A 23,028-nucleotide genomic window follows, 5' to 3' on the forward strand; every position below is an offset into this window, starting at 1 on the left:
TCAGAAGACGAGCGTCTGCTGCCACTCGATCAGGTCGCCGATCTTCGCGACGAGGGTCTCGTCCTGGAGACCGTGCGCCTTCCCCTGGGCCTGCTTGAGGATGTGGATCGCGTCCGCGTGCGCGCCCGCGTCGGCGGCCGCCTCGGCCCGGTCGAGGTAGTCGCGCACGCCGGCGGAGAGCTTCTCCGCGCGGTTCGAGCCCGTCGAGAGCGACGTCACGATGCCGTCGACCTCCTTGAAGGTGACGCAGTCACCGCCGCCGCTCACCTTGCCGGCAGTCCACTCGATGCCCCCGGCGAGGTGCGCGAGGAACAGCGGGTCCGAGTAGGAGGAGTCGACGTGGCCGGCGCCCTCGTACCAGGACCGTCCGCCCTCGAAGTTCTGGCACCAGGCCAGGGGGTGGTCGTCGCCCATGGCGTCGCGGCCGGGGTTGTAGGTCGACTCGTCCAGCGTGATGAGGACGTGCACGTCCTCCCGCGGGTTGCTGGTGAAGTTGTACCACTCGTCGAACCTCGTCCACTCCGCGGGGAGCATCTCGGTCGACGGGTGGCCGGGGCTCTCGACCCGCATCGTGGCCGTCTGCTGGGCCGGGTGGCTCTTGAACCGCGCCGACCCGCCGCTGAGCTCGCTGTACCACGGCACCGCGTGCATGGTGTCGGTCGCGGCGTGCAGGCCGACGTACCCGCCGCCGTCGCGGATGTAGCCCTGCAGTGCCGCGAGCTCCGAGTCGTTCAGCAGCCGGGGACGAGCAGGGTCCTGGTTGTTGGTGCCGTCGACCGGCGAGGCGAAGAGGATCGTCGCGTACTGCGAGAGGTCCTCGGCGCTCGTGAACGGCGTCGAGTCGAGCGTCAGCTCGGGCTGCCGCGAGTCCCACACGTCGACCGTGAACCCGCGCTCCTCGCCGATGGCGATGACCGCCTCGGTCGTCTCGTCGATGTGCGAGTGACGGAAGCCGAGAGTCTCGCCGACGACGAGGACCTTGTACTCGTCGTCGGCCGCGCTCGCCGGGACCGCGGCGACCCCGACCGCGAGAGCGCTCGCTGCAGCGGTGAGGCCGGTGGCCAGACGCCAGGCGTGGTGCTTCATGGTGACTCCTCGTTGAGTGAACCGGTACGCCCCCCGACCGTCGGGCATCCAGGTGCCCGGCGGCTTCGAGCGACGGTATCCCGCCCCGTCCCTAAAAGGCAATACCGATAAACAAAATGCCGTCGGGTGGTGGGGACGAGGCTCGGGGACGCACGACGGCCCGCCCCGGTCTCGGGGCGGGCCGTCAAGGGTGGTGCTGCGGGCGGACCGGCGACGGGGGCCAGCGGGTGGTCAGCGACCGCTGGTCACCGACCGCCGGTCACCGACCACGCGCCGTCGGACGCGCAGCCGTCACTCGGGCGGCGGGCGCAGGCGCGTCGCGTCGTCGATCTCGTCGTCCGGGCCGGCGGGGCTCGCCGGGCCGTCCGGGCCCGGGGCGCCGGGCTGCGGCGGGAGCGGCTGGGTCGGCGCGGGCTGCTGGTACGGCGGCAGCGGCTGCGTCGCCCCCGGCGGGACGGGCGGCTGGGCGGGGAGCGGCGTCGTCGGCGACGACTGCGGGTGCGGCGCGCCGGGAGGGGCGTACGGAGCCGCGCCCGGGTAGCCCCCCTGCGGCTGCGGCGGGGCCGGCGGCTGGGTGCCGTACGGGCCCGGGGCCGGGGGCTGCGCCCCGTAGCCCTGCGGTGCCCCCGGCTGCCCGGGGTAGGCGCCCGGCTGCTGACCCGGCTGGCCCGGGTAGGCACCCGGCTGCTGTCCCGGGTACTGACCCTGCTGGCCGGGGTAGCCGCCCTGCTGGCTCGGCTGCTGGGCGGGGTAGCCCTGCTGGCCCGGGTACTGGCCCTGGGGCTGACCGGGGTACTGACCGGGCTGACCGGCCGCGGGGTACGCGCCCGGCTGACCCGGCTGACCCGGGTAGCCGCCCTGCTGGAAGCCGGCCGCCTGGCCGTCCTGCGTGCCCGGCTTGGAGCGGAGCACCAGCCAGAGCACCAGGCCGATGATGCCGAGCAGCACGACGCCGCCGATCACGAACCACAGCCAGGCCAGGGAGCCCGAGTCCGAGGAGTCGCCCGCGCTCTCCCCGCCGTCGGGCGCAGTGGCGCCGTCGGAGTCGTCGGTGGCCTCCTCGGAGCCCTCGTCGCCCGTGCCGGCCGCGCCGCCCGCGACGGCCGAGCCGCGCGCCGTCATCTCGTTGACCTCGCCGACGACCGGCGTCCAGGTCACGGTGTTGCCGTCGACGGTGCCGTTGGACTCGGAGACCTCGCCGGGGAACGTGATGGCGACCTTGATGTCGAGGCTGTCCATCATCTGCCGCGTCATCTCGTCGCCGGCCGCGTCGCCGGTCTCGGGGTTGAACTCCTCGCCCGTCATGTCCATCGAGCCGCTCACGACGTACTCGTCGCCCTCGCGCGTCACGGAGATGGAGTCGGTGGCGCCGGTGTCGAGCTGGGAGATGGGCTGGTCGGCGTACGTGATCCTGGTGCCGGTGTAGCCGTCCTGCGCGTACGGCTCCTGCGTCGCGCCCTCGGGCAGGTCGGACTCCATCTCGGAGCCCATCTGGTCCCACATCTCCTGCGGGTCCATGTCCAGGGACTGGGCCATCTCGTCGGAGAACGCCATCACGACGCTGCCGTCGAACGTGTCGTCCTCGTTGAGGGTGATGGCCATGTCCATCCTCATGCACCCCGCGAGGAACAGTGCGAGGGTGGCGAAGAGGGCGCCGAGGCCGAGTCGTCTGCGCAAGGGTGAGGAGTTCACCGGCCCAGCATGTCGCGGATCGTCGCCCGAGGCGAGGGACGATGCCGATTTGAGACGGAATGCGGCCGAGAGTTCATCCACGTCGGACGACGGACCACCGGGAGGTCGGGCGCGAGGCTGACGATCGAAGTTGAGCGGAATACACTCAACTTCGGAGTCGTTCCACTGGTCAGACCATCTTTTCGAGCACCACACCGGAGCACCTATGGAAACGAAGTTCACCACGATGTCGCAGCAGGCGATCGGCGAGGCGATCCAGACCGCGTCGGCCGCCGGCAACCCGCAGCTCGAGCCCACGCACCTCCTCGCCGCGCTGCTCGCGCAGGAGGGCGGGGTCGCAGTCGGGCTCCTGGACGCCGTCGGCGCGGACAAGCAGGCCGTCGGGCAGAAGGTCCGGGCCGCGCTCGTCGCGCTGCCCACGGCGAGCGGGTCCGCCGTCGCGCAGCCGACGCCGTCGCGCGCCACGTCGACCGCGCTCGACAACGCCGCGAAGGAGGCGCAGGCGCTCGGCGACGAGTACGTCTCCACCGAGCACCTGCTGCTCGGCATCGCCGCGGGATCCTCGCAGGCCGCCACGATCCTGCAGCAGGCCGGCGCGACCGCCGACGCGCTGCGGTCGGCGCTGCCCGCGGTGCGCGGGAGCGCGCGCGTGACGAGCCCCAACCCCGAGGGCACCTACAAGGCGCTGGAGCAGTACGGCACCGACCTCACCGCCGCCGCCGCCGAGGGCAAGCTCGACCCCGTCATCGGGCGCGACTCCGAGATCCGGCGCGTCGTGCAGGTGCTCAGCCGCCGCACCAAGAACAACCCGGTGCTCATCGGCGAGCCCGGCGTCGGCAAGACCGCCGTCGTCGAGGGCCTCGCCCAGCGCATCGTCGCGGGCGACGTCCCGACGTCGCTCCAGGGCAAGCGCCTCGTGTCCCTCGACCTCGCGAGCATGGTCGCGGGCGCGAAGTACCGCGGCGAGTTCGAGGAGCGGCTCAAGGCCGTCCTGGAGGAGATCCGGTCCTCCGACGGCGAGGTCGTCACGTTCATCGACGAGCTGCACACGGTCGTCGGGGCGGGCGCGGGCGGCGAGGGCGCCATGGACGCGGGCAACATGCTCAAGCCCATGCTCGCCCGCGGCGAGCTGCGCCTCGTGGGCGCGACCACGCTCGACGAGTACCGCGAGTACATCGAGAAGGACCCGGCCCTGGAGCGCCGGTTCCAGCAGGTGTTCGTCGGCGAGCCCTCGGTCGAGGACACCGTCGCGATCCTGCGCGGCCTCAAGGAGCGGTACGAGGCGCACCACAAGGTGACGATCGCCGACTCGGCGCTCGTCGCCGCGGCGTCGCTCTCCGACCGGTACATCACCGGGCGCCAGCTCCCGGACAAGGCGATCGACCTCGTCGACGAGGCGGCGTCGCGCCTGCGCATGGAGCTCGACTCCTCGCCGATCGAGATCGACGAGCTGCAGCGCGCGGTCACGCGCCTGGAGATGGAGGAGGTCGTGCTGTCCGAGTCGACCGACCCCGCGTCGCTCGAGCGCCTCGAGAAGCTGCGCGCCGACCTCGCCGACCGGCGCGAGGAGCTCGCCGCGCTCACCGCGCGCTGGGAGGCCGAGAAGGCGGGCCACAACCGCGTGGGCGACCTGCGCGCCAAGCTCGACGAGCTGCGCGTCCAGGTCGAGCGCGCGATCCGCGAGGGCGACCTCGAGACCGCGGGCCGGCTCCAGTACGGCGAGATCCCGCAGCTCCAGCGCGAGCTCGACGCGGCCGAGGCCGAGGAGCAGGCGGACGACGCGTTCGCGGCGTCCGGGCCCGAGGCCGCCCCGATGATCGCCGACAAGGTCGGCGCGGACGAGATCGCGGAGGTCGTGTCCGCGTGGACGGGCATCCCCGCGGGCCGCATGCTCCAGGGCGAGAGCGAGAAGCTCCTGCACATGGAGGAGGTCATCGGGGAGCGCCTCATCGGCCAGCAGGCCGCCGTCCGCTCGGTGTCCGACGCCGTCCGGCGCTCGCGTGCGGGCGTCGCCGACCCGGACCGCCCCACGGGCTCGTTCCTCTTCCTCGGCCCGACGGGGGTCGGCAAGACGGAGCTCGCGAAGTCGCTCGCCGACTTCCTCTTCGACGACGAGCGCGCCATGGTGCGCATCGACATGTCCGAGTACTCCGAGAAGCACTCGGTCGCCCGGCTCGTCGGCGCGCCCCCGGGGTACGTGGGGTACGAGGAGGGCGGCCAGCTCACCGAGGCCGTGCGGCGCCGCCCCTACTCGGTCGTGCTGCTCGACGAGGTCGAGAAGGCGCACCCGGAGGTCTTCGACATCCTGCTGCAGGTGCTCGACGACGGCCGCCTCACCGACGGCCAGGGCCGCACCGTCGACTTCCGCAACGTCATCCTCGTGCTCACGTCGAACCTCGGCTCGCAGTTCCTCGTCGACCCGATGCTCGACGACGCCGCGAAGCGCGAGGCCGTGATGAGCACGGTGCGGGCGAGCTTCAAGCCGGAGTTCCTCAACCGCCTCGACGACGTGATCGTGTTCGAGCCGCTCACGCTCGACGAGCTCGGCCGGATCGTCGACATCAGCGTCGCGCACCTCGCGAAGCGCCTCGCCGACCGGCGCATCACGCTCGACGTCACGACGGCGGCGCGCGAGTGGCTCGCGCTCGAGGGCTTCGACCCCGCGTACGGGGCGCGCCCGCTGCGCCGCCTCGTGCAGCGCGAGATCGGCGACCGCCTCGCGCGGCTGCTGCTCTCGGGCGACGTCGCCGACGGCGACGTGGTGCGCGTCGACCGCGACCCCGAGGCCGAGGGCCTGACCCTCGGCACGGAGATCCTCACGGCCTGAGCATCACGCAGAACCGCGGTCCGCCGAGGGAGAGCCCGACCAGGGCTCTCCCTCGCGGTGCCGGGGCCGGTGCTTCGCTGTCCGACGCCGGGCGGGTGGTGCGGCGCCGGGACATACTCGGTCCGTGCCGACCGACGAGACGACCAGCCCCGCACCCTCCTCCCCGCGGCAGCCCGACGACGCCCCGCGCCGTTCGGCCGTGATCGTCAACCCGAACCGGGTGGAGGGCCTGGACGCGCTGCGCGACCTCATCGTCGCGCGGCTCACCGAGGCGGGGTGGCCGGAGCCCGCGTGGCTCGAGACGACGGCCGAGGACCCGGGCACGGGGCAGGCGCGCCAGGCCGTCGAGGACGGCGCGGAGGTGGTGTTCGTCAGCGGCGGGGACGGGACCGTGCGGGCCGTCGTCGAGGGGCTGGCGGGGACCGACGCCGCGCTCGCGATCCTCCCGGGCGGCACGGGGAACCTCCTCGCGGTGAACCTCGGCGTCCCCACCGACGCCGAGGAGGGTCTGCGCCTCGTCCTCCGGGGCGGCCGGCGGACCATCGACGTCGGCGTCGCGGACGGGCAGACGTTCGCGATCATGGCGGGGATGGGGCTCGACGCGGCGATGATGCGCGACGCCCCGACGGCGCTCAAGGCCCGGGCGGGGTCGGTCGCGTACGTCTTCTCGGCGCTCAAGCATCTCGCCGACGACGAGATGCACGTCGAGGTGACGGTCGACGGGCGGACGCGGCGCCGTCGTGCGCGCACGGTCGTCGTCGGCAACGTGGGCCGTCTCCAGGCCGGCACCAACCTGCTCCCGGACGCGGAGCCGGACAACGGGCAGCTCGAGGTCGCGATCATCGCGCCGCGCAACCTCCAGCACTGGGTCCAGCTGCTGTGGGGCGTCGTGCGGGGCAAGAGCCGGGTGCCGAGCCGGGAGGTCGTGCGGGGCCGGGAGGTCTCCGTGGTCTCCGACCGGCCGCAGCCGCGCCAGCTCGACGGCGACGTGATCGAGCCGGCGGAGCGGCTCGACGTCAGCGTGCGACCGGAGGCGCTGCACGTGTGCGTGTACCGGCCCGAGGAGTCGGAGGACCTCGCGCAGGGCGCCCCCGGCCGTCGGTGATCCCGGTGCCCGAGGTCGCGGACCGCGGACGTCCCCGTCGCCGGACCGCGAGGTTCGGCAGGATGGGCGCATGAGCGCTCCCCGGCCCGGCCCCGAGTCCTGGTCCGCCCCCGCCCCGTCCGCCTACGGCTCACCCGCACCGGCCACCGGCGCGCGACGCTCGCCCCTCGCCGTCGTGGCCTTCGTCCTGGGGGTCGCGACCGTCCTGGTGGGTGCGGTCGTCACGCTGGCCTTCCCGTTCGTGCTCTCGTCGTCGGGCTACTCGCCGTCGTCGGTCGGCGTGCTCCAGCTCGTCAACGGCATCCTCACGGGCGTCCTCGCGCTGGCCGCGACGGTCACCGGCGCGGTCGCGCTCGTGCGGCGGCTGCCCGGCACGGCGCTCGCGTCCGCCGGCACGGCGCTCGGCGCGGCGGCGCTCCTGAGCGTCGTCCTCGGCCTCGTCCAAGGTGCGCTCTACCAGGTTCTCTGACCACCTCCGCCCGGCCTGGTCCCGGGCCGGGCTCGTGCGTCCCGCGGGCGCCGGGTGCGAGTCGGCGTGCGGTGCTGCACGGTGGGCCCATGAGCCCCCGACGACCGGCTCCGGAGCGCCCGGGCGCGCAGGAGTGGCTCCCGCGCGGGCGTGCCGCGAGGGACGTCGACGCCCTGGCCCGGGCAGCGCGGGACTGCCACGGGTGCGAGCTGTGGGCGGACGCCACGCAGGTCGTGTTCTCGCGCGGACCCGAGCGCGCCCGGCTGGTGCTCGTCGGTGAGCAGCCGGGCGACCGGGAGGACCGCGAGGGCGAGCCGTTCGTCGGGCCGGCGGGGCGCCTCCTCGACGAGGCGCTCGACGCCGCCGGGCTGTCCGCCGACGACGTCTACCTGACGAACGCCGTGAAGCACTTCCGGTTCGAGGAGCGGGGGAAGCGCCGGCTGCACAAGAGCCCGGACGTCGCGCACGTCCGGGCGTGCCTCCCGTGGCTCACGGCCGAGGTCGCCGCGGTCGCGCCCCGTGTCGTCGTCGCGATGGGCGCGACCGCGGGGCGTGCCGTGCTCGGGCGCCCGGTGCGCGTCACCGCCGAGCGCGGCCGGGTGCTCGACCTCGACGACGAGGGCGCCGGGTCCGCGTCGCCCCTCTCGCAGGGTGTGCCCGACGGCGACCGCCCGCCCCGGCAGCGCCCGCCGCGCGTCGTGCTCACCACGCACCCGTCCGCGCTGCTGCGCGTGCGTGAGCGGGCCGAGCGGGAGGCGGCGTTCGCCGCGTTCGTCGACGACCTCCGCCTCGCGTCCGACACGGCGGGCGCCCGGTGACCGACCGTCCGCTCCCGACCGCACCCGACCCCGCGGCGCCGGGAGTCTCGCGGCCCAGTGCCTCGCGGGTCGTCGTGAACGTGCAGCGCTGGGACGCACTCACGTTCCTCCACTGGCGCGTCGACCCGGCCGTCGTGCAGGGCTGGCTCCCACCCGGCCTCTCCGTGCAGGAGGTCGACGGGACGACGTGGCTCGGCGTGGTCCCGTTCGTCATGGCGGGCGTCCGGGTCCCGCCCCTGCCCGCTCTCGGCGCGTGGTCGACGTTCCCCGAGCTCAACGTCCGCGTGTACGTGCGCGACCGCGCGGGCACCGAGGGCGTGTGGTTCCTCGGCCTGTGGGCCACGTCGCCCGCGTTCGTCGCCGCGACGCGCGCGGCCGGCGTCCCGTACCACCCGGCGCGCGCCGCGGTGGACGCGGCGGTGCACGCGGGCGGCGACCGCAACGGGCCGCCCTCCGCGGTGCGCTACCGGTTCCGCTCGACCGGCCGAGGTCCCCTGCGCGTCCCGCACGAGCACCCGGGGCTGCTGCGCGACGCCACGTTCCGCGCCGAGGTGCGCGCGCACGAGGAGGTCGACGCGTCGTCGGGCCTCGTGCGGTGGCTCACGGCGCGCTGGAACGCGTACGGCGTGCGGGCCGGACGGCTGTGGCGGTTCCCGGTCGTGCACGAGCCGTGGACCCTGCGGCGCGGCACGCTCGACGCGCTCGACACGGACGTGCTCGCCCGCCTCGGGCTGCCGTCCGCCGACCCGGGGCTCGTGCACGTGGCCGCGCCCGTGCACGCCCGGTTCGCGCTCCCGCGGCCCGTCGGCTGAGGTCAGCCCGCCGGGTCGACGACCCCGTGCCGGAACGCCCAGACGACGAGCTGCACGCGGTCGCGCGACCCGGTCTTGGTCATGGCCCGGCTCAGGTGCGACTTCACGGTGCTCGGCTCGAGGAACAGGGCCGTCGCGATCTCCGCGTTGGACGACCCGCGGCACAGCAGGTCGACGATGTCGAGCTCGCGCGGGGTGAGGAGCGCGGCCGCGGCGTCGTCCCGTGCGACGGGCGCGCGTCGGCGCGCGAACTCGCCGATGACCCGACGCGTGAGGGTCTGGTCGACCAGACCGTCGCCGGCGGCGACCCGCCGGACGGCGTCCACGAGCACGTCCGGCTCGGCGTCCTTGAGCAGGAACCCGCTCGCCCCGGCCTCCAGGGCGCCGAACACGTAGTCGTCGAGGTCGAACGTGCTCACCACGAGCACGGGGACCGGGTCGACGACGTCCGGCCCGGCGAGCGCGCGCGTCGCGGTGATGCCGTCGCCGCCGGGCATGCGGACGTCCATGCACACGACGTCCGGGCGCTCGCGGCGCGCGACGCGGACGGCGTCGGTGCCGTTCGACGCCTCGCCGACGACCTCGACGCCCTCGCTCTCGAGGATGACGGTGAACCCGGCGCGGACGACGGCCTGGTCGTCCACGAGCACGACGCGTGTCACGAGACCTCCTGGTCGGCAGGGTGCTGGTCGGGGGCGCGGGGATCCCGTGCCGCGGCGCGGGGGACGGTGAGGCGGACGAGCCACGCGCCGTCGGGCGCCCGCCGAGCGTCGAGGCTGCCGCCGAGCATGACCGCCCGCTCGCGCATACCGACGAGCCCGTGGCCGGGCCGCGGGTCCGCGGGCGGCACCGTGCCGGCCGTCGGGTTGCGCACCGTGAGGACGAGGTCCGCGGCGGACCACGCGAACCGCACCGCGACGGGCCTTCCCGGTGCGTGCCGGCGCGCGTTGGCGAGCGCCTCCTGGAGCACGCGGTACACGGCGATCTGCGCGCTCGGCGTGGGGTCCCACGGCGTCCCTGCGGTCTCGACCGTCGCCGCGGTGCCCGCGGCGCGCGCCGTGTCGAGGAGGGCGGGGACCTCCGCGAGCGTCGGCTGCGGCGCCTCCCGCTCGGCGCCGTCCTCGTCGTCGCGGCCCCGCAGGATCCCGACCACGAGGCGGAGGTCGTCGAGCGTCTCGCGGCCCTGCGCGCGGATCCACCGCACCGACTCCTTGGCGCGCTCCGGGTCGGCCTCGACGAGGCGCTCGGCGGCGGACGCCTGGACGACGATGCCGGACAGGTGGTGCGCCGCGACGTCGTGCAGCTCGCGGGCCATGCGCGCGCGCTCCTCGAGGACCGCCTGGGCGGCGAGCGCCTCGCGCTCGCGCTCGGCGCGGAGCACCCGGTCGCGCAGCTCGGCGACGAGCTCCCGCCGCGTGGCGACGTACGAGCCGACGAGCGCCGCCCCGACGAACGTGAGCAGCGCGGAGAGCAGCGCGCCGCCCACCTGGAGCGCGTGCTGCGCCGGTCCCGCCCCGGCGGGGACGGCGAAGCCCCCGAGGGCGAAGACGAGCACGACCTGCGCGAGCGCCGCGAGCGCCGGGGCGCCGAGGCGCGCCCGCCGCGGCGCGTACGCGCCGGCGGAGTACGCGGCGACGAGGGTCGCAGGGGCCTGGAAGCCGACGTACGGCGGCAGGAGCACGGTGATCGCGACCTGGGCAGCCACCGCGAGCGCGAGGCAGACCAGCGGCGCCCGACGGCGCACCGTCAGCGTCGCCGCCTGGAGCACGACGAGCGCGAGCACCGTCGCGCGCACGCCGGGCGTGAGGATCACGGCGCCGGGCCCTGCGCCGAAGGTCGCACCGACGTCCGTGGCGAGCACGCGCTCGATGCCGAGGAACAGCACGACGGTCGCGACGGCGACGACCCCGGCGAGCACGGCGTCGCGCCCGGTGTCGGTGCGCACGCCGACCCGGTCGAGCGCGCGGCGCAGGGCCTCGGTCACGAGTCTCCTCCAGGGGGACGACGGGTTCGGACGACGGGGTTCGGACGACGGTCACGGACGGCACGGCGGCCCGCCCACCCTACGGGGGCGCACCGCCCCAGCCGCGAGGTAGAGCCGTGGTCCACCGAGGGAGAGCCGTGGTGCCGCGAGGTAGAGCCGTGGTCTCCAGGATGAGTGACCACGCCTCTCCCTCGCGGTACCGGGGCTCTCCCCCGGCGGGCGTCAGACCAGGTCGCGGCGCTGGAGGGTGAGGGCGCCGCTCCCGAGGAGTACCGCGACCCACGCGACGAGCCCGGCGAGCGCGGCGAGCGTCCCCAGCGGCGCGGCGCCGCCCAGGAGCGCCGCCCCGGACTGTCCGGTCGAGGCGAGCGCGCCCAGGCCGAGCGGGAGCCACTCCGCCGCGGCGGACTCGCCGCCCGACAGCAGCGTCGCCGCGCCCCGGACGATCGGCTCGGCGAGCGCGAGCGCCGCGACGGTCACGACGGCGGCCACCTGGCCGCGCACGAGCGTCCCGATCCCGAGCCCGAACCAGGTGAGGAGCACGAGGACCGCGAGGCCGCGCGCCCACACGCCGAGGACCTCGCCGGGACCGAGCGCGAGGGACGCGCCCGGGGTCGTGACGATCGCGACGGTGAGGCCCAGGGCGCCCACGACGGCGAGCACCACGCCGACGCCGAGGGCGACGGTCGCGGTCGCGCCGGCCTTGGCCGCGAGGATGCGCAGCCGCGACGGCTGCACGAGCGCGGTCGGCACGATGCCGCCCGTGCGGAAGTCCGTGGTCACGGCGAGCACGCCGAGCAGCAGCATGCACATGGTCGCGACGCCGACCGACCCCGAGCCGTTGAGCCCGTTGCCGAGCAGGTCGAGCATGCCGCGCTGGAACGCCGGCTGGGCGGCGTCGGTGAGCGCGCCGAGGTCCGGTGCCAGGTCCTCGAGCATCTCGGGTGACGCCTGGAACCCGACGGTCGCGCCCCCGCCGAGCGCCTCGGTGCCCCGCAGGATCGTGGGCAGCAGGAGGGTGAAGGCCTGGACGACGAGCATCCCGGCGACGGCGACGGCGGCGACGACCCACGTCGCGCGGGTCGTGCGGAGCTTGAGCATCTCGGCGCGGTACATCAGCGCACCCCTTCGGTCGTGGCGGTCAGGTCGAGGTAGAAGTCCTCGAGGGACTCCCCGCTCAGCAGGTCGTCGAGGGGGCCGTCGGCGACGACGCGACCCTGCCCGACGACCACGAGGTCGTCCGCGACCTGCCGCACCTCGGACAGGACGTGGCTCGCGAGGAGCACGGTCCCGCCGTCGTCCGCGAAGCCGCGCACCAGGTCGCGCAGCCAGCGCATGCCCGCCGGGTCGAGCCCGTTGGCGGGCTCGTCGAGGACGAGCACCTCCGGGTCGCCGAGCAGCGCGGCGGCGATGCCGATGCGCTGCCGCATCCCGAGGGAGTAGGTGCGCACACGCCGGTCGGCCGCGGGCGTCATGCCGACGAGCGCGAGCACCTCGTCGACCCGCCGGGCCGGGATCTCGCCCGCGGCGGCGAGCACGCGCAGGTGGTCGCGGCCCGAGCGCCCGGGGTGGAGGCCGCCCGCGTCGAGCAGGGCGCCGACCGTGCGGGCCGGGTGGGTCAGGTCGGCGAACGCGCGGCCGTCGAACGTCGCGCTCCCGGCGGTGGCTGCGGCCAGCCCCAGGAGCACGTGGAGGGTCGTCGACTTCCCGGCGCCGTTCGGCCCGAGCAGCCCGACGACGCGGCCGGGCGCGGCCGTGAAGGTCACGTCGTGCACGGCGTCGAACGCCCCGTAGGACTTGCGCAGCCCGGAGACGTGGATGGTGGTCATGCCGGTCCCTTCTCGTCGCGTCCCGCACGGTTCCCGCGCGGTGCCCCACCAGGCTGTCGCGCGGGGGGACGCCGGGTCTTGCGGCGCAGGGAGGAACCTGGGTTGCGACCTCCGTCGCAAGCGTCGTCGGCACGACGGGACCCGCGCCGACCGGCCGGTGTCGCCGCAGGTGAGGGCACCGGGCGTGACATCCGACCGGCGCATGGGGCAGGGTGGACGTTCACCCGACCGCTCTGGCGGGCAGCGCCACGCGTCGTCCGCCGGTCCCCGACCGCCCCGGAAGGAGGCGACGTGCGCCGACGTCACGACTCGTCCGCCACCCCCGAGGGGCGCAACGCCGCCTCGCCGACGCCCGTCGCGCACCGCGCGGCCACGCCGTGGGTCACGGTCGCGGCCGGTGCCGGTGCGGTGACGCTCGTCGTCGCGGTCGCCGGGATGGTGGGCGCGGCGACCGGCGGTGGCGAGGCCGTCGTCGTCGGCGCCTCGACCGACGGCGGCACCGCGGTCGAGGACGGCGTCCCGGCCGTCACGCCCCGCCCCGACGCGCCCCGCCCCGAGGTGACGCGCATCCCGCCGCCCGACCAGGCGGACGAACCGGAGGAGGGCGGCGACCCGGCGGCGACGCCCGCGCCGCGACCGTCGTCCGGGGGGACGGGCACGCCCCCCTCGTCGGCCGACCCCGGGTCGGCGCCGACGTCGGAGCCCGCGGCCACCCCGGGCGCGGGCACGCCGGATCCCGCGCCGACGGCACCGACGGACGACGCCGCGTCCGTGACCTGGCTCCAGGAGCGGCTCCGCGTGCACGGCGCGGACGTCGAGGTCACGGGCACCATGGACGACGCGACCGGTGCGGCGCTGCGCGCGTTCCAGCAGGCGCACGGGCTGCCCGCGGACGGCGCCGTGACGGCCGCGACCGCCGAGGCGCTGGCCGCCGCACCTGCCGGCGGGGGCGAGGAGTCCACCGACCCGGGCGGCGCCGCCCCGACGGAGCCCGCGCCGCCGTCGCCCACCGACACGCCGTCGGCCACCGTGCCCGGCGCGACGGCCCCGAGCTCCGGCGGGCCGGCGGACCCGGCCCTCACGCCCGCGTCCTGAGCGCCGGCCGGCCGCGGGTGAACTCGCGGCGTGCGGGCCCCGGACCGCGCCGCGGTCGGTAGGGTTTTCCCTCGTCGGACGACGGACGGAGCAGGACCATGACGAGCGCGGCGATCGGCGCGGGTCAGGACCGCGGGGCACCCGGCCGCGCCGCGACCCCGGACCTCGGGCGCGGCTACGCGAAGGGCCGCGCCAAGCGCGAGGAGATCATCCAGGCCGCGGTCGTCCTCTTCGGCGAGGTCGGCTTCCACGCCGCCTCGCTGCGCGAGCTCGCGTCGCGCGTCGGCATGTCGCACCCCGGCCTGCTCCACCACTTCCCGACGAAGGTCGCGCTGCTCGAGGCGGTGCTCGACTACCGCGACACCGTCGACCAGGCGGACCTGGACGAGGACCTCGCGCGCGGGACGGACTACTTCGACGCGCTCGTGCGCCTTGTCGAGCGCAACGCCCTCCGACGCCACATCGTCGAGCTGTTCACGGCGCTCGCGGCCGAGGCGACGTCCCCGGACCACCCGGCGCACGAGTACTTAGTCCGGCGGTACGAGTGGGCGGTCGCTCGGGCGGTCGAGCAGCTCTCCCGCCGGGCGAGCGCGGGCGGGCTGCGGGCCGGGGTCGACCCGCGCGCCGCGGCGCGGCAGATCGTCGCGCTCATGGACGGGCTCCAGGTCCAGTGGCTGCTGTCGCTCGACCGCCCCCGGGCCGAGCGCGTCGACATGGCGGCCGACCTGCGCGCCTACCTCCGGCTCATCCTCGCCGAGGACGTCTCCGCGCGCTGAGCCCGGTGGCCCCCGGTCGCGGCTCAGCCGAGCAGGTCGCCCGGCAGGGGGTCGGTGCCGGCGGCCAGGCACAGGCCGGTCCGGTCGCCGTCGCGCCACGACGCCTCGGTCGGCGACCACACGACGAGCTCGACGCCCTCGGGCGCGTCCGACCCCAGCACGTCCGGCGTGCACACCCGCGCCACCCGCCGGTCCACGGCCTGCTGACCGGGCCACACCTCGTCCGCGCCGAGGTCGGTCCGCGCGACGACCTGGGCCCGGTGCTCGTCCGCGCAGGGCACGGCCCGCACCTGCGTCACCTCGCCGTCGGGCGGGAGCTCGTCGAGGCAGGTCCCGAGCACGAGCTGGACCGCGTTGACCGTCTGCGGGGTGGAGACGTCGCCCGCGAGCGGCACGCGCGCCTGCTCGCCCTGCCACCAGGCGAGCGCGCCCGCGGTCCACGCGAGCGTGACGACGGCACCGACCGCCATGCCGGCGACCGCGAGACCGCGCCCGCGCGTCCTCCGGGACCGCACGCGGGAGAGGCCCGCGGCGCCGAGCCCGATCCCGACGGGGCCGAGCACCAGGCCCGCCGGCACGCTCGCGACGGCCAGCGGCTCGACGCGCGGCGCGGCCGGCTGCCACCCGGGCGCGTAGTACGTCTCCGGCGCGAATCCCGGTCCGGCCTGCCCGGCCGGGGCGGCCGAGGCGGCCGGGGGTGGCACCGCGGTGCCCGGAGGCGCCGGGACACCCGCGGGCGGCGGCGGCACCGGGGCGGTGGGTCGGGGCGGGACGGTCGGCCCGCCGGGCGGGGCGAAGAGGTCGTCGTCGGCCACGGCTACGAGTCGCTCAGGGTCGCGGCGAGCACGATGAGCATCGCGAACGCCGTGCAGACGGCGCCCACCACGATGCCGGTGACGGCGAACCCTCGCCCGCGCGTCCCGTCCCGCATCACCTGGTTGAGGGCGACGATCCCGAGCACGAGGCCGACGATCCCCGGGAAGCCGGCGCAGACGACGAGGCTCGCGATCGAGACGATCATCGACGCCAGCGCGAGCCCGTTCGTCCGCGGCGGCGGCGTGTACGCGGACCCGTACGGGGGCGGGTACGCGCCGTAGCCGGAGCTGCCCGCGTAGCCCGCCGGGTCCGACGGCGCGCGGCCCGCGCCCGGGAACGACCCGTAGGCGGGTCCCGCGCCGGGGCCGTAGGGCGAGGCGGGCCCGGCCGGAGCGGCGGGCGAGCCGTAGGGGGCGCCCGCCCCGGGTGCGCCCGGGTACGCGCCGCCCGCCCCGGACGGTGCGACGAAGCCGCCCTGCTCGGGTGCCGGGGCGTCCGCCGGCGGGTTGTACGGGGTGAGCGGCGGCTGGTGCGGGCGCGGTGCGGCGTACGGGTCGACCGGCTCGTCGGGAGACCCGTACGGCGGGACGGGGGGCGTGGTCATGGACACACCGTAGCGACGCGCGCGAGGCGGTCGCTCAGTCCGCCAGGTCGAGGACGACCGGCACGTGGTCGGACGCGCCCTTGCCCTTGCGCTCGTCACGGTCGATCGCCACGCCGGTCACGCGGGCGCGCGCGGCGGGGGAGAGGTACGCGAAGTCGATCCGCATGCCCTCGTTCCGCGGGAACCGCAGCCGCTGGTAGTCCCAGTAGGTGTACGTGTGCTCGCCGGGGATCGCCTCGCGCGTGACCTCGGTGTACCCGGCCGCGCCGAACGCCGCGAACGCGTCGCGCTCCGCCGGCGTCACGTGCGTCTTCCCCGCGAAGTACGCGACGTCCCACACGTCGGTGTCCAGCGGCGCGACGTTCCAGTCGCCGACGAGCGCGACCCGCGCGGTCGGGTCGTCCGCGAGCCAGCCCGCCGCCTGCGCGCGGAGCTCGTCGAGCCAGCGCAGCTTGTACGCGTAGTGCGGGTCCCCGACCTCGCGGCCGTGCGGGACGTACAGGCTCCACACGCGCACGCCGCCGCACGTCGCGCCGAGCGCGCGCGCCTCGACCTTCTCGCCGAACGCGGGCTGGCCCGGGAAGGAGGTCGCGACGTCGTCCAGGCCGACGCGCGAGACGACCGCGACGCCGTTCCACTGGTTCACGCCCACGTGCGCGACCTCGTACCCCGCCGCCTCGAACGGCGCGACGGGGAACTGCGCGTCGGCGCACTTGGTCTCCTGGAGCGCGAGGACGTCGGTCCCCGTCCGCTCGAGGAACGCGATCGCCCGGTCGACCCGGGCGCGGACGGAGTTGATGTTCCAGGTCGCGAGGCGCACGGGCCCCACGGTACGGCCTCGGACGGTCGAGCAGGCTCTCGGTCAGGCCGGGCGGTAGCCGTTCTCCGGGCGGCCGGCGGCGCCGTAGCGCGGCGCGACCTCGGCACGGCCGGAGGCGACGAGGTGCTCGAGGTAGCGGCGTGCGCTCACGCGCGACATGCCGGTGCGTGCGGCCACCTCGCCCGCCGACGCGTCGCCGGCCTCGGCGCTCACCGCCGCGAGCGCCTCGACGACCAGGCGCAGGCTCCGGTCCGACAGGCCCTTGGGCATGCTCCCGGAGCCGGGCGCGCCGCGTCGCACGAGCCGGTCGACCGCGTCCTGGTCGAGCTCGTCGCCCGCGGCCCGCAGCTCGGCGCGCAGCCGGACGACCTCGTCGAGCCGACCGCGCAGCGCGGCGGCCGTGAAGGGCTTGACGAGGTAGTGCTGCACGCCGCCCGCCATCGCCTGCCGGACGTTCTCGAGCTCGCGCGCGGCGGTCGTCGCGACGACGTCCACGGGGGGCGACGGCCGCCGTCGGATCTGGCGCAGCACGTGCAGGCCGGTCGCGTCGGGCAGGTAGATGTCGAGGAGCACCACGTCGGGGTCGAGCACGGCGAAGGCGCGCAGCGCCTCGGCGGCCGTCCGGGCCTCGCCCACGACGACGAAGCGGGGGTGTGACTCGACGAAGCCGCGGTGCAGCCGGGCGATCGTCGGGTCGTCCTCCACGACGAGGACGCGCAGGCGGTCGTCCACGGTCGGCGTCCCCGCCGCCACGGCGGTGCGTGTCGCCGGGATCACGACGTCACCCCGAGCCCCGGCGACGCGGCGGCGCGGGCGGGCGGCCCGTCCGTGGCCGTCGCGGGGAGGACCACGACGACGCGTGCACCGCCGAGGGTCGACGTCGTGAGGTCGACCGTCCCGCCGCGCCGTGCGGCCACGCGGCGGACCAGCGCGAGCCCGATGCCGCGGCCGTGCGGCCCCGCCTTCGTCGTGTACCCGGCGGCGAAGACGTCGGACCGGGCGCCCGGCGGGACGCCCGGACCGTCGTCCTCCACCACGACGACCACGCCGTCCCGCGTCGGCGCCGGGCCCTCGGTGTCGCGGTCCGTGACGAGCACCCGGACGTGACCGCCCGGCCCGGCGGCGTCGACCGCGTTGTCCACGAGGTTGCCGACCACGGTGAGGACGTCCCCGTGCAGCACGGCGCCGTCCGTGCCGTCCGGCGCGGCGAGGTGGGCGGCGGGCGAGACCTCGAGCCGTGAGCCGCGCTCGCGCGTCGTCGTCGCCTTGACGAGCAGCAGCGCGGCGACCTCGGGGGAGTGGACGCCGGGCGCGACGCCCGACGCCGTGAGCAGCCCGCCGTGGCCGGCACGCTCGATGAACGCGACCGCCTCGTCCGGCTGCCCCAGCTCGAGCAGGCCGGAGACGACGTGGAGCTTGTTCGCGAACTCGTGCGACTGCGCGCGGAGGGCGTCGGTCAGCCCGCGCGCCCCGTCGAGGTCGCGCAGGAGGGCGTGCAGCTCGGTGTGGTCGCGCAGGAGGAGCACGGTGCCGACCGGCCGCCCGTCGACGCGCGCACGGTCGGCGCGGGCGAGCAGGACGCGCTCGCCCGCGAGCACGAGCGCCCCGCCCTCGTCGGCCTCCGGCCCCGGGCCGCCCGGCTCCGCGGTGCCGTCCGGCACGAGCGCGAGGAGCTGGTGGTCCAGGACGTCGTGCGCGGGCTGCCCGACGACCTCCGCGGTGGCGCCGAGCCCGAGCAAGCGCTGGGCCTCGTCGTTGACGAGCACCACCCGGCCCTCGCGGTCGATCGCGACGACGCCCTCGGAGATGCCGTGGAGCATCGCGTCCCGGGTCTCGAGCAGCGTGCCGATCTCCTCCGGCTCCAGGCGGAAGATCCGGCGCCGCACGGCGCGCGTCACGAGGGCGGCGCACACGACCCCGAGCGCCGCCGCGGCGCTGAGGGCGGCGAGCAGCCACCCGAGGTCGTCGGCGAGGTCGTCCGCGAGGTGGGACTCGAGGATGCCGACGCTCGCCGTCCCGATGACCTCGCCGTCGGCGTCGAACACCGGGACCTTCACGCGCCACGACTCGCCGAGCGTCCCGGTCTGGGTGCCCGTCCAGACCTCCCCGGAGAGCGGGACGGACGGGTCCGTCGACACGCGCTCCCCGATGCGGTCGGGCTCCGGGTGCGAGTAGCGCACGCCCGCGTCGTCGGTGACGACGACGTACGTGACGTCGGACGCCTCGCGGATGACCTCGGCGATGGGCTGGATCGTGGCGGCCGGGTCGTCGTCGTCAAACGCGTCGATGATCGCGGGCAGGCGTGCGACGGAGAGCGCGACGGCCGTCATGCGGTCGAGGTAGGCGTCGCGGAGCTGGCGCTGCTGCAGCGTCGAGGCGACCCCGCCGGCCGCGGACACGACCAGGAGCACGATGGCGACCTGCAGCACGAGGAGCTGCACACGGAGCGACACTGCCCGACCCACCGCACCAGTGTGCCCCAGGCGGCAGGCCGCTCCGCCACGCGCCGTGACCACAACGACCGCAACGTCCGGATCGACCACAACGTCCAGTACGACCGCAGCCCCCGGCGGGCCGGGCGCCGCTCCTACGCTCCCCGGACCAGGTCGTGAGGCCCGCGCCGGTGCGGGCCCGCTCAAGGAGGAGACATGCGATCCGTCGTCCGCCCGCTCCCCGGGCACCCCGTCCGTCCGCGCTCCGCGCTCTCCGTCTCGGCCCTCGCGGTCGGTCTGGGCTTCACGCTCGCCGCGTGCTCGGGGCTCGAGCCGAGCACCCCGCAGGGCGGGGGGTCGGCCGAGGCGGTGTCCGTCGACGAGCTGGCGATCATCGTGCCGGCCGACCCCGGCGGCGGCTGGGACCAGACCGGCCGCGCGATGCAGCAGAACCTGCAGGAGACCGGTCTCGTCGGCACGGCGACCGTCACCAACGTGGGCGGCGCGGGCGGCACCGTCGGGCTCGCGTCGCTCGCCACCACGTCCGAGCCCCACACCCTCATGGTCATGGGCCTCGTGATGGTCGGCGCGGTCGAGACGAACGAGTCGCAGGCCCGCCTCGAGGACACGACACCCATCGCGCGCCTCACGGAGGAGCAGCTGGTCGTCGTCGTCCCCGCCGAGTCCCCGTACCAGACGCTCGAGGACCTCGTCGCTGACGTCGTCGCGAACGGGAAGGACGTGTCGATCACGGGCGGTTCCGCGGGCGGCGCCGACCACATCTTCGCGGGCATGCTCCTGCAGGCCGCGGGCGTCGCCCCCGCGGACGTCGCGACGAAGCTCAACTACGTCCCGTACTCGGGCGGTGGCGAGTCGCTGGCGGCGCTCCTCGGCAACAAGGTCAGCGCCGGGATCTCGGGCGTCGCCGAGTACGCCGAGCAGATCAACGCCGGCGAGGTGCGTGCGCTGGCCGTCTCGGGCGGCGGGCGGACCACGACGCTCCCCGACACCCCGACCGCGATCGAGGCGGGCTACGACGTCCACCTGACGAACTGGCGCGGCGTGGTGGCGCCGGGCGACCTGAGCGCCGCCGACCGGGAAGCGCTGGAGACCGTGGTCGAGGAGATGGCCACCTCGGAGGAGTGGCAGCTCACGCTCGAGGAGAAGGGGTGGGACGACGCGTTCCTCCTCGGCTCCGAGTTCGAGTCGTACCTCGGCGAGAACATCGCGGACATCCAGAAGACCCTCGTCGACATCGGGCTGGTCGCCCCGTGAGTGCCGACGCCCCCGAACCGGCCGACGTCGTCCCCCGCCCCGGGGCGACGTCGGCTCCGGTCGCCGACGACCACGTCGGCGCCCCGGCCGCCGGGGCACCCGCGGACGACACCCCCGCCGCGGGGCCCCGGCGGCGTCCCGGTGAGCTCGTCGTCGCCGGGACCACCGCAGCCCTCGGGGTCTTCGTGCTCGTCGACGCCGGGTCGATCGTCGTGCCCGGGTCGACGAACACGCTCGGGCCGCGCGCCTTCCCGTACCTGGTCGGGGGGATGCTCCTCGTCACCGGCCTCGTGCTGCTCGTCGCCGTCTGGCGCGGCCGCCTCGGCGACCCCGAGGAGGGGGAGGACGTCGACCCCGACGCCCGCACCGACTGGACGACGGTCGGGCTGCTCGGCGCCCTCCTGCTCGCGCACGTCTACTCCATCAACCTGCTCGGCTGGCCCGTCGCGGCGACGGTCCTCTTCGCCGGGGGCGCGATCGTCCTCGGGGCGCGCCCCTGGTGGCGCGCCGTCGTGCTCGGCGTGGTCCTGGCCCTCGTGATCCAGGTGGTGTTCGGCGGCCTGCTCGGCCTGTCCCTCCCGCCCGGACCGCTCCTGGAGGGGGTGACCTGGCTCCGTGGATAACTTCTCCGCGCTGATGGACGGGTTCGCGACCGTCGTCCAGCCCGTCTACCTGCTCTACGCGCTGTTCGGCGTGTTCGTCGGGACGGCGGTCGGCGTGCTGCCGGGCATCGGGCCGGCCATGACCATCGCGCTGCTCCTGCCGCTCACGTACTCGCTCGACGCCACCGCCGCGATCATCGTGTTCGCGGGCATCTACTACGGCGGCATGTACGGCGGGTCGACGACGTCGATCCTGCTCAACACGCCCGGCGAGTCCGCGTCCATCGTCACGGCTCTCGAGGGCAACCGGATGGCGAAGCTCGGGCGGGGCGCGGCGGCGCTCGCGACGGCCGCCATCGGCTCGTTCGTCGCGGGCACGATCGCGACGGTGGCGCTGACGTTCGTCGCGCCGTACGTGGCACGGTGGGCCGTGCAGCTCGGCGAGCCCGACTACTTCGCCCTCATGGTCGTCGCGTTCGTGACGGTCGGGGCGCTGCTCGGCTCGTCGGTGCCGCGCGGCATGGCGTCCCTGTCGCTGGGTCTGTTCCTCGGTCTCATGGGGACGGACACCCTCACGGGTCAGCAGCGGTTCACGTTCGGCGTGCCGACGCTCGCCGACGGGATCGACGTCGTCATCGTGGCGGTCGGGCTGTTCGCCGTGGGGGAGGCGCTGTACGTCGGCTCGCGCCTGCGCCACGGTCCCGTGCGCGTCATCCCGGTGGCGAAGGGGTGGCGCTCGTGGATGCGGCGCGAGGACTGGCGGCGCTCCTGGAAGCCGTGGCTGCGCGGCACGGCGATCGGGTTCCCGGTGGGCACGATCCCGGCCGGCGGGGCGGACGTCGCGACGTTCCTGTCCTACGCCGCCGAGCGCAAGGCCGCCGGGAAGCACAAGGACGAGTTCGGCAAGGGCGCGATCGAGGGCGTCGCCGGGCCGGAGGCGGCGAACAACGCCGCCTCGACCGGCGTCCTCGTCCCGCTCCTCACCCTCGGGCTGCCGACGACGGCGACCGCGGCGATCATCGTCGTCGCCTTCCAGTCGTACGGCATCCAGCCCGGCCCGCTGCTGTTCGAGAACCAGTCGGCGCTCGTGTGGGCGCTCGTGGCGAGCCTGTACGTCGGCAACCTCATGCTCGTGGTGCTCAACTTGCCGCTCGTCGGCATGTGGGTGAAGGTGCTCCAGATCCCGCGCCACTACCTGTACGCGGGCATCCTCCTGTTCGGCGCGCTGGGCTCGTACGCGCTGAACTTCTCGCCGGTGGACGTCCTCGTCCTGCTCGTGGTCGGGGCGATCGGCTTCTTCATGCGCCGCTACGGCTACCCCGTCGCCCCCATGGTCGTGGGCATGATCCTCGGCCCCATGGCCGAGGACCGGCTGCGGCGCTCGCTCGCGATCAGCCAGGGCGACCTCACGACCCTCGTGACCAGCCCGTTCGCGGCCACCGCGTACGCGCTCGTCGGCCTCGTCGTGCTCGCCGGGCTGTGGCTGCGCCGACGGGAGCGCCGTGCCGGCCCCGGCTCCGGGACGGAGCTCGCCGACCTCGCGGAGGACGTCCGCGTGGAGGCCCAGGACCAGGAGGTGCGCTGATGACCGTCGTCCTCGCCTACGCCCCCGGAGAGCTCGGGACCGCCGCGATCCGGGCCGCGGGCCGCGCGGCCCTGCTCCTCGGGACCGACGTCGTCGTCGTGAACACGACGCGCGGCGACCGCCTCGTCGACCCACGGTGGGCCGACCACGACCAGCTCGTCGAGGTCGGCACCCTCCTCGAGGGAGCGGGCATCGAGCACACGGTGCGGCACCTGCAGTCGTCCGCGCTCCCGGCGGAGGTCGTGCTCGGGGTCGCGAAGGAGGTGCAGGCGGACCTCGTGGTCGTCGGGGTCCGGCACCGCACCCCGGTCGGCAAGCTCGTCCTCGGCTCGACCGCCCAGCAGATCCTGCTCGGGGCGACCTGCCCGGTGCTCGCGGTCAAGCCGCCCGCGCGGTGAGCC

22 protein-coding genes are annotated in these 23,028 nt (G+C 75.6%); 11 read left to right on the forward strand and 11 right to left on the reverse strand.

The window, feature by feature from the left end; translation table 11 throughout:
* A complete protein-coding gene (locus NHH00_RS12145; protein ID WP_253052410.1) occupies positions 1-1,086 on the reverse strand; it encodes a ThuA domain-containing protein in 1,086 nt (361 codons plus the stop codon).
* Between the two features lie 291 nt (positions 1,087-1,377).
* Positions 1,378-2,688 (reverse strand): LppM family (lipo)protein, encoded by a 1,311-nt coding sequence (locus tag NHH00_RS12150; protein ID WP_253052412.1) that lies wholly within the window; start codon positions 2,686-2,688, stop codon positions 1,378-1,380.
* 295 nt (positions 2,689-2,983) lie between these two features.
* On the opposite strand from NHH00_RS12150, the gene clpB reads away from it, so the two are divergent.
* The 5 genes from clpB to NHH00_RS12175 all read left to right on the forward strand — a co-directional run bounded on the left by clpB (position 2,984) and on the right by NHH00_RS12175 (position 8,809).
* Positions 2,984-5,605, forward strand: a complete 2,622-nt coding sequence (clpB, locus tag NHH00_RS12155) for an ATP-dependent chaperone ClpB (protein ID WP_253052414.1) — start codon at positions 2,984-2,986, stop codon at positions 5,603-5,605.
* A 124-nt stretch (positions 5,606-5,729) separates the two neighbouring features.
* The gene (locus NHH00_RS21085) at positions 5,730-6,710 is read left to right on the forward strand and encodes a diacylglycerol/lipid kinase family protein (protein WP_253052416.1); all 981 of its coding nucleotides are present in this window, start codon (positions 5,730-5,732) and stop codon (positions 6,708-6,710) included.
* Between the two features lie 70 nt (positions 6,711-6,780).
* The gene (locus NHH00_RS12165) at positions 6,781-7,179 is read left to right on the forward strand and encodes a hypothetical protein (protein WP_253052418.1); all 399 of its coding nucleotides are present in this window, start codon (positions 6,781-6,783) and stop codon (positions 7,177-7,179) included.
* Between the two features lie 89 nt (positions 7,180-7,268).
* Positions 7,269-7,997 carry a UdgX family uracil-DNA binding protein gene (locus NHH00_RS12170; protein WP_253052420.1) on the forward strand — a complete coding sequence of 243 codons (729 nt, stop codon included), beginning with the start codon at positions 7,269-7,271 and terminating at the stop codon, positions 7,995-7,997.
* Positions 7,994-8,809 carry a YqjF family protein gene (locus NHH00_RS12175; protein ID WP_253052422.1) on the forward strand — a complete coding sequence of 272 codons (816 nt, stop codon included), beginning with the start codon at positions 7,994-7,996 and terminating at the stop codon, positions 8,807-8,809. Before NHH00_RS12170 ends, NHH00_RS12175 begins: the two co-directional genes overlap by 4 nt.
* Before the next feature lie 2 nt (positions 8,810-8,811).
* On the opposite strand, the gene NHH00_RS12180 is transcribed toward NHH00_RS12175, so the two are convergent.
* From NHH00_RS12180 to NHH00_RS12195, 4 genes are all read right to left on the reverse strand, one after another.
* Complete coding sequence (locus NHH00_RS12180) at positions 8,812-9,471, reverse strand: response regulator (protein WP_253052424.1); 660 nt, start codon at positions 9,469-9,471, stop codon at positions 8,812-8,814.
* Positions 9,468-10,793, reverse strand: coding sequence for a sensor histidine kinase (locus tag NHH00_RS21090; RefSeq protein ID WP_253052426.1), 1,326 nt, complete (start codon positions 10,791-10,793; stop codon positions 9,468-9,470). Before NHH00_RS21090 ends, NHH00_RS12180 begins: the two co-directional genes overlap by 4 nt.
* Positions 10,794-11,015: 222 nt before the next feature.
* On the reverse strand, positions 11,016-11,909 hold the full coding sequence (locus NHH00_RS12190) for a hypothetical protein (protein WP_253052428.1): 894 nt from the start codon (positions 11,907-11,909) through the stop codon (positions 11,016-11,018).
* Positions 11,909-12,622, reverse strand: a complete 714-nt coding sequence (locus NHH00_RS12195) for an ABC transporter ATP-binding protein (protein ID WP_253052430.1) — start codon at positions 12,620-12,622, stop codon at positions 11,909-11,911. Before NHH00_RS12195 ends, NHH00_RS12190 begins: the two co-directional genes overlap by 1 nt.
* A 291-nt stretch (positions 12,623-12,913) precedes the next feature.
* On the opposite strand from NHH00_RS12195, the gene NHH00_RS12200 reads away from it, so the two are divergent.
* A complete protein-coding gene (locus NHH00_RS12200) occupies positions 12,914-13,717 on the forward strand; it encodes a peptidoglycan-binding domain-containing protein (RefSeq protein WP_253052432.1) in 804 nt (267 codons plus the stop codon).
* 98 nt (positions 13,718-13,815) lie between these two features.
* Positions 13,816-14,493 carry a TetR/AcrR family transcriptional regulator gene (locus tag NHH00_RS12205; RefSeq protein WP_253052434.1) on the forward strand — a complete coding sequence of 226 codons (678 nt, stop codon included), beginning with the start codon at positions 13,816-13,818 and terminating at the stop codon, positions 14,491-14,493.
* 23 nt (positions 14,494-14,516) lie between these two features.
* On the opposite strand, the gene NHH00_RS21095 is transcribed toward NHH00_RS12205, so the two are convergent.
* From NHH00_RS21095 to NHH00_RS12230, 5 genes are read right to left on the reverse strand one after another with little or no spacing between them, the layout of a single operon-like run.
* The gene (locus NHH00_RS21095) at positions 14,517-15,308 is read right to left on the reverse strand and encodes a septum formation family protein (protein WP_253052436.1); all 792 of its coding nucleotides are present in this window, start codon (positions 15,306-15,308) and stop codon (positions 14,517-14,519) included.
* A 2-nt stretch (positions 15,309-15,310) separates the two neighbouring features.
* The gene (locus NHH00_RS12215) at positions 15,311-15,913 is read right to left on the reverse strand and encodes a DUF4190 domain-containing protein (RefSeq protein WP_253052438.1); all 603 of its coding nucleotides are present in this window, start codon (positions 15,911-15,913) and stop codon (positions 15,311-15,313) included.
* A 34-nt stretch (positions 15,914-15,947) separates the two neighbouring features.
* Positions 15,948-16,733, reverse strand: coding sequence for an exodeoxyribonuclease III (locus tag NHH00_RS12220; protein ID WP_253052440.1), 786 nt, complete (start codon positions 16,731-16,733; stop codon positions 15,948-15,950).
* A 42-nt stretch (positions 16,734-16,775) separates the two neighbouring features.
* Positions 16,776-17,510, reverse strand: a complete 735-nt coding sequence (locus tag NHH00_RS12225) for a response regulator (RefSeq protein ID WP_253052442.1) — start codon at positions 17,508-17,510, stop codon at positions 16,776-16,778.
* Positions 17,507-19,198 (reverse strand): ATP-binding protein, encoded by a 1,692-nt coding sequence (locus NHH00_RS12230; RefSeq protein WP_253052444.1) that lies wholly within the window; start codon positions 19,196-19,198, stop codon positions 17,507-17,509. Before NHH00_RS12230 ends, NHH00_RS12225 begins: the two co-directional genes overlap by 4 nt.
* 183 nt (positions 19,199-19,381) lie before the next feature.
* On the opposite strand from NHH00_RS12230, the gene NHH00_RS12235 reads away from it, so the two are divergent.
* From NHH00_RS12235 to NHH00_RS12250, 4 genes are read left to right on the forward strand one after another with little or no spacing between them, the layout of a single operon-like run.
* Complete coding sequence (locus NHH00_RS12235; RefSeq protein WP_253052446.1) at positions 19,382-20,440, forward strand: Bug family tripartite tricarboxylate transporter substrate binding protein; 1,059 nt, start codon at positions 19,382-19,384, stop codon at positions 20,438-20,440.
* On the forward strand, positions 20,437-21,063 hold the full coding sequence (locus NHH00_RS12240) for a tripartite tricarboxylate transporter TctB family protein (RefSeq protein WP_253052448.1): 627 nt from the start codon (positions 20,437-20,439) through the stop codon (positions 21,061-21,063). The genes NHH00_RS12235 and NHH00_RS12240 overlap by 4 nt, the downstream gene beginning before the upstream one ends.
* A complete protein-coding gene (locus NHH00_RS12245; RefSeq protein WP_253052450.1) occupies positions 21,056-22,627 on the forward strand; it encodes a tripartite tricarboxylate transporter permease in 1,572 nt (523 codons plus the stop codon). Before NHH00_RS12240 ends, NHH00_RS12245 begins: the two co-directional genes overlap by 8 nt.
* Positions 22,627-23,025, forward strand: a complete 399-nt coding sequence (locus NHH00_RS12250) for a universal stress protein (protein WP_253052452.1) — start codon at positions 22,627-22,629, stop codon at positions 23,023-23,025. The genes NHH00_RS12245 and NHH00_RS12250 overlap by 1 nt, the downstream gene beginning before the upstream one ends.
* Positions 23,026-23,028 lie beyond the last annotated feature (3 nt).

This window comes from Cellulosimicrobium cellulans (assembly GCF_024124905.1).
In the GTDB taxonomy this organism is placed as follows: Bacteria; Actinomycetota; Actinomycetes; order Actinomycetales; family Cellulomonadaceae; genus Cellulosimicrobium; species Cellulosimicrobium cellulans_G.